Here is a 13351-nt window from a genome sequence, read left to right on the forward strand (position 1 = left end):
TCAGCCCCGCGGCGGCTCGGCGAGCACGACCGGGTGGTCCTGGTGGATCACACCGACCTTGGCAGCGCCGCCCGGAGACCCGATCTCCTGGAAGAACTCGACGTTCGCCTTGTAGTAGTCCGCCCACTCCTCGGGGAGGTCGTCCTCGTAGTAGATGGCCTCCACCGGGCACACCGGCTCACACGCACCGCAGTCGACGCACTCGTCGGGGTGGATGTAGAGCGAGCGGTCGCCCTCGTAGATGCAGTCGACCGGGCACTCGTCGATGCAGGCGCGGTCCTTGACGTCCACACAGGGCTGGGCGATCACGTACGTCACGGTTCTTCGGTGTCCCTTCGAGGCGGCAGCGTCGAGTCTACTCCGGGCGGGTGGGCGTCCCCGCCGTCGGCGCCGTGACGTCGACGACGGCCGGACCGCGCTCTCGGCCGTCGGCGGGGACCGTGCCCGCCGGCGGAGCGCCGCGAGGGGGCAACGACGGCCACGCGAGCACGAGCATCGCGATCACGGCCGGCCCGAACGTCCACACGTACCCGGCCGTGTTCGCGAGGACGAGCGGCGAACTCGTCCCGCCGACCGCCACGAGCACCTGGGTGACGAGCAGGACCCCGAGCGCCGCCGCCGTCACCATCCACCGGGAGCGGAAGACGAGCCGGACGCCGAGCAGCAGGCACGCGACGAGCAGCGTCGTGATCACCATGCCGACCGGGAGGCTCCCCAGGGTCTGCTGGTGGGTGATCGTGCCGAGGCCGCCGACCACGGCCCCCGCTGCGAGCGCGGCGACGACGAGCAGTGACTGCATCCCCCGGCCGTGCTCGGCGAACGACTGCGCCGCCGGCGCTGCGGGTGGCGCGTCGTGCCGGAAGCCCTCGCGCGCGGGCGCCTCGAGCCGGGCGCCGTGCGGCATGACGTACGTCAGGCGCTCGGGCTGTTCGGGGTCGAGGGGATCGACCGTGAGCTGGCTCCGGTACTGCTCGAGCGCGGCACGCACCCGGGGGCGCACCGGCAGCACGTCGACGACGAGGTCGGCCTGACCGCTGTCGGCGTCGACGATGGTCGAGAACGGGACGTCCTCGGCACGGGCGGCGTACCGGGCAGCCGCATGCACCCGCACGTGGTCCGGGTGTCCGTACCCGCCGTCGTCCGCGTAGCTGACCACGGCATCGGCACCCGTCGAGCGGATCGCCGCGCGCACGTCGTCGACGACCTCCCCGAGGTCCGCCGCGGTGAGCGAGTCGGCCGGCGCGTCCTCGGCGGCCGTCGCCCGCCCGTCCGCGGCCCACCGCATGCCGGAGTCGCTGTACCGACGCGGCGGCAGGTCCGTGGGACGGGCGCCGGGGCCGCCGAGCCACAGGTGCCGAGGCCCGCCGAGCGCGGCGAGCGCGGCCGCGATCTCGGTCTCGCGGTGCGCGGCGACCCGGGGCGCGTCGCCGAAGAGCGGCGCGAGCGCCGGCGTGAGCATCTCGCCGCGTTCACCTCGCGTCGCGGTGAGCACCGTCACGTCGGCACCGAGTTCGACCAGGGTCGCGATCGTGCCCCCGGTCGCCAACGTCTCGTCGTCGGGGTGGGCGTGGACGAACAGGACACGCTCGGGGCGCGTCGCCGGGGTGGGCGTGGACATCGCCACCCAGGGTACGGGATCGGCTCGGTGGCGGAGCGCCTCCGGACGGCGGTCAGCGCGGAGTGACGATGTACGTCGCGGTCACGCCGTCGTGGCCGGTCGAGAAGGCGAGCACCACGCGGTACCGGTCGCTCCGGAAAAGGCCGAACGCGCTGCGGGCGTCGCTCCGCACGGCACCGTCCGCGAAGCCGTCCGCGGTGAGCCGAGCGTGTGCCGTCGTGAACTCCGCGACCGAGGCGACGCGGACCTGCACCACCCAGCCCGACCCGGCGGGTCCGCTCCCCCCGCCGAGGACCGTGCCGTGGACGAGCGGGACGGCGTGGGTCGGGAACCCGGCGGGGACCGCACCGTCGGTCGTCACCGCCGCGCCCCGCAGGGCGGCGTCGAGCGCGCCGTCGATGCCGCCGGCCACCTGCCGCATCCCGCGCTGGATCGAACCGCCCGTGACGCCCTGCAGGCCCGACCGGACGCCCGACGCCACCGACGACGCGACCGCCGTCCCGACCCCCGAGACGTGGTCGGTGATCCCGGCGCAACCCGTCAGCCCGACGGCGAGGACCGCCAGGACCGCGGCCGTCGGCACGACCCGCGGTCGCGCCGCACGGCGATGCGCCCGACCGGAACGCGGCGTGCGCGACATCAGGCGAGCCAGGCCCGGGTCGCCGCGACGAAGGCGTCCACCCCGACCGGGATCGACGCCTCGGCGAGCGGGGCGAAGAACGGCGAGTGGTTCGTCGGGACCTCGGCGCCGTCGGCGAACAGCGCCGGGTCCGTCGTGCCCGTGAACCAGTACACGATGGGGGCCTCGGCCGCCGTCGCGAGGTCGCCGACGTCCTCGCTCGCCATGCCGAGCACCGAGTCGCCGGCCACGAGCGACGGCACGACCCCCTCGAGGGCGGCCAGCACGCGCCCGGCGGCGTCGGCGTCGTTCACGAGGACGTTCGCGCCCGGCCGCACCCGGACGAGCGGCTCGTCGAGGCCGCCCGCCGCCGATTCCGCCGCGACGATCCGGCGCACCGCCTGCTCGACCTGGTGCCGGGTGTCGTCGGTCTGGGCACGCGTGCTCACCTCGATCGTCACCACGTCGGGGATGATGTTGGCGCGGGTGCCACCGTGGATGCTGCCGACGGTGACGACCGCGGCCTGCCGGGGACCGACCTCCCGGGCGACGACCGACTGCAGGCGCACGACCGCCGACGCGGCGGCGACCACCGGGTCACGGGTCGTCTGCGGCGCGGAGCCGTGGCCGCCCCGGCCGCGGAACGTGATCGTGAACCGGTCGCTCGCGGCCATCACCGGCCCGGACCCGACCGTCACCCGTCCGACCGGCTCGGGCGCGGTGTGCTGCCCGAGCACGACGTCGGGGCGGGGGACGCGACCGACCAGGTCGTCGTCGACCATCGCGCGGGCACCGCCGATGACCTCCTCGGCCGGCTGGAACACCGCGACGACGGTCCCCGCCCACGAGTCCCGCGTCGCGATGAGCCGCTCGAGCGCACCGAGCAGCCAGGTCATGTGCAGGTCGTGACCGCAGGCGTGCATCGTGCGGGTCTCGGAGCCGTCCTCGTCGACGGCGGTGTGGACGCTCGCGTACGCCAGGCCCGTTCGCTCCTCGACCGGCAGGCCGTCCATGTCGGCGCGGAGCCACACCACCGGGCCGGCAGCGTTCTCGAGGACCGCGACCACGCCCGTGCCACCGACCCCCGTGGTCGGTTCGAGGCCGAGCGATCGGAGGTGGTCCGCGACGACACCGGCGGTCCGGTGCTCGGCGAACGCGAGCTCGGGGTGCGCGTGCAGGTCGCGGTAGATGTCGAACAGCGGGAGCGTCGTCACCCGACAACCGTAACCGGCTGCCGTCGGCGCGACGGGCATCTCGTCCGGGAACGACGACGCCCGTCGGCTCCGGAGGGGCCGACGGGCGTCGTCGTGTGCGGAGGAGAACCGCGGCTCAGGCGTCCTGGCGCTTGAGGCGCGCCGTGGCCCGGGCCCGGGACTGGGCGTCGAGCTCGACCTTGCGGATCCGGACGGCGTCGGGGGTGACCTCGACGCACTCGTCCTCGCGCGCGAACTCGAGGCACTCCTCGAGCGAGAGCTGCCGGGACGGCGTCATCGACTCGAACGTGTCGGCCGTGGACGACCGCATGTTCGTGAGCTTCTTCTCCTTGGTGATGTTGACGTCCATGTCGTCGGCGCGCGAGTTCTCGCCGATGACCATGCCCTCGTAGACCTCCTCGGTCGGGTTGACGAAGAACGTCATCCGCTCCTGGAGGTTCGTGATCGCGAACGGGGTCACGACGCCGGCGCGGTCGGAGACGATCGAGCCGTTGACGCGCGTCTGGATGGGGCCGGCCCACTCGCCGTACCCGTGCGAGATCGCGTTCGCGATGCCCGTGCCGCGGGTCTCGGTGAGGAAGGCGGTGCGGAAGCCGATGAGCCCACGCGACGGGACGATGAACTCCATGCGCACCCAGCCCGTGCCGTGGTTCGTCATGTTCTCCATGCGACCCTTGCGCGCGGCCATGAGCTGCGTGATCGCGCCGAGGTACTCCTCGGGCGTGTCGATCGTCATGTGCTCGTACGGCTCCTGGAGCTTGCCGTTCTCGTCACGCCGGGTGACGACCTGCGGCTTGCCGACCGTGAGCTCGTAGCCCTCGCGCCGCATCTGCTCGACGAGGATCGCCAGGGCGAGCTCGCCGCGGCCCTGGACCTCCCACGCGTCGGGACGGCCGATGTCGACGACCCGGAGCGACACGTTGCCGACGAGCTCGCGGTCGAGGCGGTCCTTGACCATGCGCGCGGTGAGCTTGTGCCCCTTGACCTTCCCGACGAGCGGGCTCGTGTTCGTGCCGATCGTCATGGAGATCGCGGGGTCGTCGACCGTGATGGTCGGCAGCGGGCGGACGTCCTCGGGGTCGGTCAGGGTCTCGCCGATGGTGATGGTGTCGAACCCGGCGACGGCGACGATGTCACCCGGGCCGGCCGACTCGGCGGGGAACCGGTCGAGCGCCTTCGTGATGAGGAGCTCCGTGATGCGGGCGTTGACGACGGAACCGTCGTGCTTGACCCACGCGACCGTCTGCCCCTTCTTCATGGTGCCGTGGAAGATGCGGAGCAGCGCGAGACGACCGAGGAACGGCGAGGCGTCGAGGTTCGTGACGTGCGCCTGCAGCGGGTGGGTGTCGTCGTACGTCGGCGCCGGGACGTGCTGGAGGATCGCCTCGAACAGCGGCTCGAGGTCGTCGTTGTCGGGCAGGGTGCCGTCGGCGGGCTTGTTGCGGCTCGCGGCACCGTTCCGGCCGGACGCGTAGACGACCGGGACGTCGAGGATGGCGTCGAGGTCGAGGTCGTCGACCTCGTCCGAGAGGTCCGACGCCAGCCCGAGCAGGAGGTCCTGGGACTCGGCGACGACCTCGTCGATGCGCGAGTCGGGACGGTCCGTCTTGTTGACCAGCAGGATCACGGGGAGCTTCGCCGCGAGCGCCTTGCGGAGCACGAAGCGCGTCTGGGGCAGCGGGCCCTCGGACGCGTCCACGAGCAGGACGACGCCGTCGACCATCGAGAGGCCGCGCTCGACCTCGCCACCGAAGTCGGCGTGGCCCGGGGTGTCGATCACGTTGATCGTGATGCGTCCGCCGTCGTTGAACTCGGCCGCGTGGATCCCGTTGTAGAGCACCGAGGTGTTCTTCGCGAGGATGGTGATGCCCTTCTCGCGCTCGAGGTCGTTCGAGTCCATCATCCGGTCCTCGCCCTCGAAGTGGGCGTCGAACGAGTTGGTCTGCGTGAGCATGGCATCGACCAGGGTGGTCTTGCCGTGATCGACGTGTGCCACGATGGCGACGTTGCGCAGGTCGGACCGGGTGGCGAGCGCCATACAGGACTTCCTTAGAGCGTGAGGGAGAGGATCGGGCAGAATGCCCGGCGTCCGAGTCTACCGGGCGCGGACGACCCGGAGGGACCTTGGACGAGGACGTCGACACGCCCACCGCGAACACCGCTCCGCCGACGTCCCGCGGCCGGCTCGCCGCCGAGGTCGTCATCGTCCTCGCCCTGTCACTCGGGGCGAGCGCCGTGTACTCGATCGTCGAGATCGTCGACGACCTGACGAAGACCACGGCGCTGGCGTCGCAGACGACGACGCTGAACACGTCGCAGGACGACCGCTCGCTCTTCGACCTGCTCGACCAGCTCATCGGCGTCGCCGTGGACCTGGCGCCGGTCGCGCTCGTCGCGTTCCTGCTCTGGCGGAGCGCGCGACCACACCTGGCGCGGCTGGGGATCGACCGCTTCCGCCCGCGTGCGGACCTCGGCGGCGCCGCAGGTCTGGCCCTGCTCATCGGCGTCCCGGGGCTCGGCCTGTACTTCGCCGGACGGGCGCTCGGCATCACGGTCGACGTCGTGCCCACCGCGCTCGGCACGTACTGGTGGACGGTCCCGGTGCTCCTGCTGTCGGCGATCCGCTCCGGCCTGCAAGAGGAGGTGATCGTCGTCGGTTACCTGTACGAGCGCCTCGGCCGGCTCGGGTGGGGCCGCTGGACGGTGATCACGTCGACGGCGGTCCTCCGCGGCAGCTACCACCTGTACCAGGGCTTCGGCGCGTTCGTCGGCAACGCCGTGATGGGCATCGTGTTCGGCTGGGTGTACACGCGGTGGGGGCGGCTCCTGCCGCTCGTGATCACGCACTGCCTGCTCGACGCCGCCGTGTTCGTCGGCTACCCGTACGTCGCGTCGGCGTTCCCACACCTCTTCGGTGCGCACTGACCGCTCCGTCGATCAGTTCGGCGCCCACCGACCGCGCATCGGATCGGCCAAGACATCGGCGACGGCCCCCAGATCGAGGGGGTTTCGCAGGTCAGCGGTCCAGTGAGCGCCCGAGGACGCCTACCGTGGAGGCATGGCGATCCCCGGCGTCGGCGAGCTGGCTCCCGACTTCACCCTCCCCGGCACGCTCCTGCGCCGCGGAGAGCGGACCGACGACGCCTACTCGCTGCGCGCGCAGATCGGCCGGAGCGTCGTGCTCGCCTTCTACCCCGGGGACGCGACGCCCGTGTGCACGGCGCAGATGTGCAGCTACGAGCGCGAGCTCGACGAGTTCCTGGAGCTCGGGGCCATCGTCTGGGGGGTCAGTCGCCAGGGACTCGACTCGCACGAGTCGTTCGCCCGCGGGGCTTCGCTGTCGTTCCCGCTGCTCGCCGACACCGCGGGCGAGGTCGTCCGTGCATACGGTGTCCAGGCCCCGGGCGTCGGTGTCCGGCGCTCGGTGTTCGTGATCGGCCCGGACGGGGTCGTGCGGTGGCACCACGTCGGCCTCGTCGGCATGCGGTTCCCGAAGGCCTCGACCATCCGCGAGCACGTCGAGGCGCTCGTCGCCTGAGGGCCAGGACCGGAACCCGCGACCCCCGTTCCGGCGCCCACCGCTCCGCCGGGGCGGCACCGCCGACGCGCGGTGTTCCACTGGACACGGCGCGCCCGGGATGACGTCTTCGACCGGGGGGCTTGACACCCGAACGGGGGGTACCCGTTAATTGATATCGGAGAGTCATCCTCCTTCAGGACTGTCTCCCCGGGGAATCGGGTCTTTCTCCGGTTCGCGGTGCGTGTCACGCCCGCTCGGCAGAATGTCCCCGGGGAGACCTCTCCCCACTCAGGGACCCGCACCGCATGCTCCACCGCAACACGCAGCACTGCAAGGAGGAATCCGCAGACCGCTGCGGCCCCCGCCGACGGGTACGGCAGGAACCGCAGCTGTCGGCTCCGTTCCCACGACGACCACGGGTAGGTCGTCCGGGAGCGTCCGGCGCAGCACCGGCGATGACGACGGGTACGTCATCGCCGGTGCAGCGGCCACTCGTGTCTGCGACCATGGGAGCGTGAGCGTGCCGCACGACGACCCCGTCCCGTTCCGGCTCGTCGCGCCCGCGATGCGCCGCTCCGCCGTCGCCCTCTGGATCGTCGCCGTCGCCCTCGTGCCCATCGGGCTCATCACCGACGGCCCCCGCGCACTGCTGCTCGTCCCCGCCCCGTCCGCGTTCACGGCGTGGTTCGCCTGGACCGCTCTCTGGCGTCCCCGCGTGCTCGCGACCGCCGACGGCGTCGTGGTCGTCGACGTCCGTCGCACGACGCGGATCGCGTGGGGCCGTGTGCTCGAGGTCGGATCACGGTTCGGCCTGGAGGTCGTCACGAGCGAGGGTGACCGCCGCACGTGGATCGCCCCGCGGCCCACCGCGCGTCTCCGCCTGACCCCCGTCGCACCGCTCGGACCGGGAGGCCCGGCGCAGGCCGCGGAGACCACACTCACCGTCGCCGAGGCGGCGGACCGCCTCCGGGCCTTCGTCCCGTCCCCGGCACCCCTGGAGGGCCCGCCGCCCGCCGAGGTCACGCCCGCTCGGATCGAGCACCGCGTGCACGGCTGGAGCGTGGTGGCGCTCATCGCGCTCGGCCTGCTCGGGTCGATGGCTGGCGCGCGCATCTGAACCGGGCCTCCCGGTCCGGCCCGGCCCGCACATCGGAACCGGGCCTCCCGGTCCGGCCCGGTGCGCCACCGGAACCGGCCGGGGAGGCCCGACCAGGGCCTCCCGTCAGGCGTCCGCGCCGGCCGCCAGGATCGCCCGGCGCAGCTCACGACGCTCGCGCTGGACCTCCGGGTCCGGCAGCGGGACGGCGGCGATGAGGCGCTGCGTGTACGGGTCCTGCGGGTCGCGCAGGATCTGGTCACGCGTGCCGAACTCCGCGAGCTTGCCGTGGTGCATCACCGCGATCCGGTCCGCCAGCACGTCGATGACGGCGAGGTCGTGCGTGATGAAGAGGCACGCGAAGCGGAACTCGCGCTGCAGGTCCTTGAGGAGCTCGAGGACGGTCGCCTGCACGGACACGTCGAGCGCGCTCGTCGGTTCGTCGGCGATGAGGAGCGCGGGCTTCAGCGCCAGTGCCCGGGCGATGCCGATGCGCTGCTTCTGCCCACCCGACAGCTCGTGCGGGAAGCGGGTCGCGTAGGCGCGCGGCAGCCGGACGCTGTCGAGCAGGGACTCGACCTCGCGGTTGAGCGCGCCGCCCTTGAGGCCCTTCGCGAGCAGCAGCGGCTCACCGATCGACTGCCCGATGGTCATCCGCGGGTTGAGCGACGACGCCGGGTCCTGGAACACGATGCCGGCGTTCTTGTGCACCTGACGGACGAGCGACCGCGTGGACTTCGACAGGTCCACGCCCGTGACGTCGAGACGGCCCGAGGTGATCGGCAGCAGCCCGATCGCCGCGCGACCGAGCGTCGTCTTGCCTGAGCCGGACTCGCCCACGAGACCGACGACCTCGCCCTCGTGCACCGTGAGGTCGACGTGGTCCACCGCACGGAACGCCTTGACGCGCCCGCGGCCCGGGTACTCGATCACGACGTCGTCGAACGCGAGGACCGGCTTGCCGACCTCGGGCACGTCGTGGTGCACGGGGTGCACGACGGCGACCGGCTCGTCCGACTCGACGACGTGTTCGAGCGTCTCGGTCACGTCGATGGCCTCGCCACCGGCCTGCCCGAGCCGCGGCACGGCGTCGAGCAGCGTCCGGGTGTACTCGTGGCGGGGGTCCGCGAAGACCGTGGCGACCGTGCCGGTCTCGACGGCCTCCCCCTGACGCATGACGACGATGCGGTCCGCCAGGTCGGCGACGACGCCCATGTCGTGCGTGATGAGCAGGACCGCGCTGCCGAGCTTGCCCGCGAGGTCACGGATCAGGTCGAGGATCTCGGCCTGCACCGTCACGTCGAGCGCGGTCGTGGGCTCGTCGGCGATGAGGAGCTTCGGATCGCACGAGATCGACTGCGCGATCATCGCCCGCTGACGCTGACCGCCGGAGAGCTGGTGCGGGTACGAGTCGAACGCCTTCTGCGGGTCGGGCATCTCGACCATGGCGAGGAGCTCGATCGCGCGGTCGCGTGCCTCGTTCGGCGAGATCCCGTAGTGGATCCGCAGCGTCTCGACGATCTGCGAGCCCACCGTGAACACGGGGTTCAGAGCGGTCATCGGCTCCTGGAAGATCACCGCGATCTCCTTGCCCCGGTAGTCCCGCATCTGCGCCGGACGGAGCCCGAGCAGTTCGGTGCCCTGGAAGCGGACCGAGCCGTTGACGCGGGCGTTCCTGGGCAGCAGCCCGAGGATGGACATGGAGCTGACCGACTTGCCCGAACCGGACTCGCCGACGAGCGCCAGGACCTCCCCGGAGCGGATCTCGTAGCTGAGGTGCTTGACCGCGGGGGTCCAGTAGTCGTCGACGGCGAAGTCGACGTCGAGGTCGGTGACCTCGACGATCGGCGCACCGACCGTGGTCCGGGTGGCAGTCGCGGAGGCGGGCGTGCTCGTGCTCATCGACGTCCGGTCCTTTCCCGGCCGCACGAGGCGACCGCGTGGTTGGTGATGACGATGTGCGGAGCGCTGTGGCGACCTGCGACGATGGCCGCATGGTCTCCCCCGCGCCGGATCCGCGCACCGTGTTCGTCTCGAGGTTCAACCGCGTGCTGGCGATCGCCCTCTGGGTCATCGTGGCGGCGCTGCTCGCCGCCGGCGTGGCGAACGGCCACGACTGGCACCGCTGGCTCGGCCTCGTGCCCGCGGCGTTCGGCGGACTGCTCGGCTGGACCGCGCTCTGGCACCCGCGCCTGGTCGTCGACGACGACGGCGTCGAGGTGGTCAACGTGTTCCACACCGCCGACGTCCCGTGGGCGGCGCTCGTGCACGTCGACACCCGCTTCGCGCTGACGCTCGTCACGCCGCACCGCAAGGTCGCCGCCTGGGCGGCCCCCGCGCCCGGCCGAGCGGGCGTCGCCCTCGCGCGGCGCCGCAACCAGCGCCACGGCCGAGTCGGACTGACCCCGACCACCGCGCCCGGCGAACGCAGCGCCGGTGACCTGCTGTCGACGGAGTCCGGCGACGCGGCGTACCTGGTGCGTGAGCACTGGGACGGCCTGCGCGAGTCCGGTCGGATCGAACTCGGCGTCGCCGACACGGTCGCCGTCCCCGTGCGCCTGCACGTCGTGACGATCGCCCTGCTCGTGGCGACGGGCGTCGGCGGCTGGTTCGCGATCGCCGCGCAGTGACGCCCGCGCGGCTGCGCGACCGCTGACGGTCAGGACCAGGGCGGTCACGCGCTGATCATCTCCGACTCGGAGGAGTTGTGGAGTTCGCGCTCCTTGGTGCGACGGATGCTGAACCGCTTCGAGCGCGGGTCGAACGCGTCGCGCAGGCCGTCACCGACGAAGTTCACGCACAGGGCGAGCAGCACGATGAACGAGGCCGGCCACCAGAACAGGTACGGCCGCGTCTGGAACGCCGACTGGTTTTGGCTGATGAGGAGACCGAGCGACGAGTCCGGCGCCTTGATGCCGTAGCCGAGGTAGCTCAGGGCGGTCTCGAGCAGGATCGCGGTGGCGATGAGCAGCGTCGCGGAGACGATGATCACGCCGATCGCGTTCGGCAGGATGTGCCGGAAGATGATCCGGATGTCGGACGCGCCGGCGACGCGGGCCGCCTCGACGAACTCACGCTCGCGGAGCGACAGGAACTCGGCGCGCACGAGTCGGGCGATGACCATCCACGACACGAGTCCGAGCAGCAGCGCGAGACCCCACGCCCCGAGGCCGTTCGCCGTCTTGCCGACGACGGCACCGATGACGATCGCCGGGATCACGATGAAGATGTCGGTGATGCGCATGAGGATCGCGTCGGTCTTGCCGCGGAAGTACCCCGCGACCGCGCCGACGACCACGCCGATGAAGGTCGCGAAGACGCCGATCACGATCATGACGAGCACCGAGTTCTGGATGCCCCGCATGGTGAGCGCGAAGTAGTCCTTGCCGATGCGGTCCTGGCCGAACGGGTGGTCACTGCTCGGGGCGCCGCCGCCGACGAGCGGGTTGAGCGCCTTGTACGAGTAGTGCCACCACCCCGGGATGGGACCGAGTCCGATCGCCGAGATGCTGAACAGGATCACGAGCACGTAGACGACCAGCGAGATCACCGCGAGCTTGTTGCCGAGGAACCGACGCAGGATGATGCGGCCCTGGCTCTCGCCGGGCTCGTGTTCCTGACCGGAGGCCGCGTCGTCGAAGCCGTCGCTGATGTTCGGCTCGAGCGGGGCGCCGCCCTGCAGGGTGCTCATCGCATGTCCTCCGTGTTGGTCGTTGCCGTGCTCATCGGACGCGCACCCGCGGGTCGAGCACCGAGTAGGCGAGGTCGGCGAGGAAGTTGAAGACGATCGCGGTGATGGCGATCACGAGGAAGTACCCCATCACCGGATTGACGTCCGTGATCGACAGGCCGCTGTTGAACAGGGCGCCCATGCCGGAGATCGCGAACACGGTCTCGGTGATGATCGCGCCACCGAGCAGGGCGCCGATGTCCGTCGCGACGAGCGTCGCGATCGGGATGAGCATGTTCCGCAGGGCGTGCCGCACGATGACGGTCCGCTCCGGGAGGCCCTTCGCACGCGCCGTCCGCACGTAGTCCTGCTCGAGGACCTCGAGCATGCCGGACCGCGAGTAGCGCGTGTACGACGCGAAGCTGATGAGCAGGAGGCTGATCGACGGCAGCAGCAGGTGCGTGTAGGTGTCGAGACCCGTGATCCAGAAGTCGGCCTGGAGGCCCGGGGTGCCCGATCCGACGGTCGCGATCGGTCGGCCGCCCACGAAGTTGATCGAGTAGTTGTGCCACGAGCGCATGAAGCGGTCGAGCACGATCACCCCGGCCGTCAGGAACGCGGTCAGCGCACCGATGCGCATCATCAGGCCGCGGTCGTGCCCACCGACGAAGTACCCGGAAGCGAGACCGACGACCACCGCCGCGACCGCGAGGATGAAGATGGTGCCGCCGGACGAGACGTTGAGCAGGCCCTGCAGCGTGAAGTAGCAGATGATCGCGATGAGGACGTTGATGCCGCCGACGAGCCAGGCACGGTTGTTCCTGGTGCCGGCGAGCATCGTCACCATCGCGAGTCCGAGACCCGCGCTGAACAGGATCACGAACACCGGGCCCAGCGACGGGTCGTTGAACCAGCCGGTGGCCTCCATGAGCAGGAGCATGCCCGCGGTCACCACGGCGGTCAGGCCGAAGACGATGGCGCGGCGGCGGGCGTCGCCTCCGACGACGAGTTGCACGATCGCCCCGAGCACGACGGCGATGACGATGAGCGTCGTGACGGCGATGTGCGGCTTCGCGAGGAAGTTGTTGTAGTCGAGCGCGACGAACGACTTGAGGAGGACCGCCATGAGGAACGACGGCAGGGAGTACAGGAAGAAGCTGACGAGCGTGACGCCGTAGTCGAAGCCCGAGTAAGCGCGGAGCGCGGTGACGATCCCGAGCCCGATGCCGAAGATGATCGCGAGCACGAACGAGAAGGTGACGAGCTGGAGCGTCGACTGCATCGCCTGGGGCAGGAGCTGGGTCACCGGCTGGTTGTGGAACGTCGTGCCGAGGTCGCACTGTCCGATGACGCACTTGCCCACGCCACCGATCCAGATCCCCCAGCGGAGCGGCGGGATGACGTCGAGGTGCTGCGTCGCGACGCGCGCGGCGATGAGCGCTGCGCGGTTCGGGGAGTTGCTCCCCTGGAGGTCCTGCAGGGGGTTCCCCGCGATCGCCGCCAGGTTGTACATGATGAACGAGGCGGCGATGAGGATGAGGACCGAGACGAGGATCCGTCTCGCGATGAAGCTCACCATGGGCGAAGGGGCCTCTCCGGTGTGGGAAGGGTGCA

General features: G+C 71.4%; 12 protein-coding genes. 4 read left to right on the top strand and 8 right to left on the bottom strand.

What is annotated here, in order from left to right:
- The 5 genes from fdxA to typA all read right to left on the bottom strand — a co-directional run bounded on the left by fdxA (position 1) and on the right by typA (position 5489).
- A complete protein-coding gene (fdxA, locus tag DEI82_RS08515) occupies positions 1-318 on the bottom strand; it encodes a ferredoxin (protein ID WP_111010856.1) in 318 nt (105 codons plus the stop codon).
- Between the two features lie 37 nt (positions 319-355).
- Positions 356-1618, bottom strand: a complete 1263-nt coding sequence (locus DEI82_RS08520) for a PIG-L family deacetylase (RefSeq protein ID WP_146242871.1) — start codon at positions 1616-1618, stop codon at positions 356-358.
- Positions 1619-1670: 52 nt separating this feature from the next.
- The gene (locus tag DEI82_RS08525; RefSeq protein WP_111036498.1) at positions 1671-2258 is read right to left on the bottom strand and encodes a hypothetical protein; all 588 of its coding nucleotides are present in this window, start codon (positions 2256-2258) and stop codon (positions 1671-1673) included.
- Positions 2258-3451 (bottom strand): amidohydrolase, encoded by a 1194-nt coding sequence (locus DEI82_RS08530; protein WP_258372014.1) that lies wholly within the window; start codon positions 3449-3451, stop codon positions 2258-2260. The genes DEI82_RS08525 and DEI82_RS08530 overlap by 1 nt, the downstream gene beginning before the upstream one ends.
- A gap of 115 nt (positions 3452-3566) precedes the next feature.
- Positions 3567-5489, bottom strand: coding sequence for a translational GTPase TypA (typA, locus tag DEI82_RS08535; RefSeq protein WP_111013649.1), 1923 nt, complete (start codon positions 5487-5489; stop codon positions 3567-3569).
- A gap of 86 nt (positions 5490-5575) precedes the next feature.
- On the opposite strand from typA, the gene DEI82_RS08540 reads away from it, so the two are divergent.
- From DEI82_RS08540 to DEI82_RS08550, 3 genes are all read left to right on the top strand, one after another.
- A complete protein-coding gene (locus DEI82_RS08540; protein WP_111010861.1) occupies positions 5576-6376 on the top strand; it encodes a CPBP family intramembrane glutamic endopeptidase in 801 nt (266 codons plus the stop codon).
- 133 nt (positions 6377-6509) lie between these two features.
- Positions 6510-6989, top strand: coding sequence for a peroxiredoxin (locus DEI82_RS08545; protein WP_111036500.1), 480 nt, complete (start codon positions 6510-6512; stop codon positions 6987-6989).
- Between the two features lie 496 nt (positions 6990-7485).
- Positions 7486-8088, top strand: coding sequence for a hypothetical protein (locus DEI82_RS08550; RefSeq protein WP_111036501.1), 603 nt, complete (start codon positions 7486-7488; stop codon positions 8086-8088).
- 105 nt (positions 8089-8193) lie between these two features.
- Here the strand turns inward: DEI82_RS08550 and DEI82_RS08555 are convergent, their stop codons facing one another.
- The gene (locus DEI82_RS08555) at positions 8194-9969 is read right to left on the bottom strand and encodes an ABC transporter ATP-binding protein (protein WP_111036502.1); all 1776 of its coding nucleotides are present in this window, start codon (positions 9967-9969) and stop codon (positions 8194-8196) included.
- 92 nt (positions 9970-10061) lie between these two features.
- Here DEI82_RS08555 and DEI82_RS08560 point away from each other — a divergent pair, with 92 nt between their 5' ends.
- Entirely contained in the window at positions 10062-10697 is a 636-nt protein-coding gene (locus DEI82_RS08560) for a PH domain-containing protein (RefSeq protein WP_111010865.1), read from the top strand.
- 44 nt (positions 10698-10741) lie between these two features.
- Here the strand turns inward: DEI82_RS08560 and DEI82_RS08565 are convergent, their stop codons facing one another.
- Together DEI82_RS08565 and DEI82_RS08570 are read right to left on the bottom strand one after the other, a co-directional pair.
- The gene (locus tag DEI82_RS08565; RefSeq protein WP_111010866.1) at positions 10742-11758 is read right to left on the bottom strand and encodes an ABC transporter permease; all 1017 of its coding nucleotides are present in this window, start codon (positions 11756-11758) and stop codon (positions 10742-10744) included.
- 31 nt (positions 11759-11789) lie between these two features.
- The gene (locus DEI82_RS08570; protein WP_111010867.1) at positions 11790-13316 is read right to left on the bottom strand and encodes an ABC transporter permease; all 1527 of its coding nucleotides are present in this window, start codon (positions 13314-13316) and stop codon (positions 11790-11792) included.
- Positions 13317-13351 lie beyond the last annotated feature (35 nt).

This window comes from Curtobacterium sp. MCBD17_019, from assembly GCF_003234555.1.
Lineage (GTDB): Bacteria > Actinomycetota > Actinomycetes > Actinomycetales > Microbacteriaceae > Curtobacterium.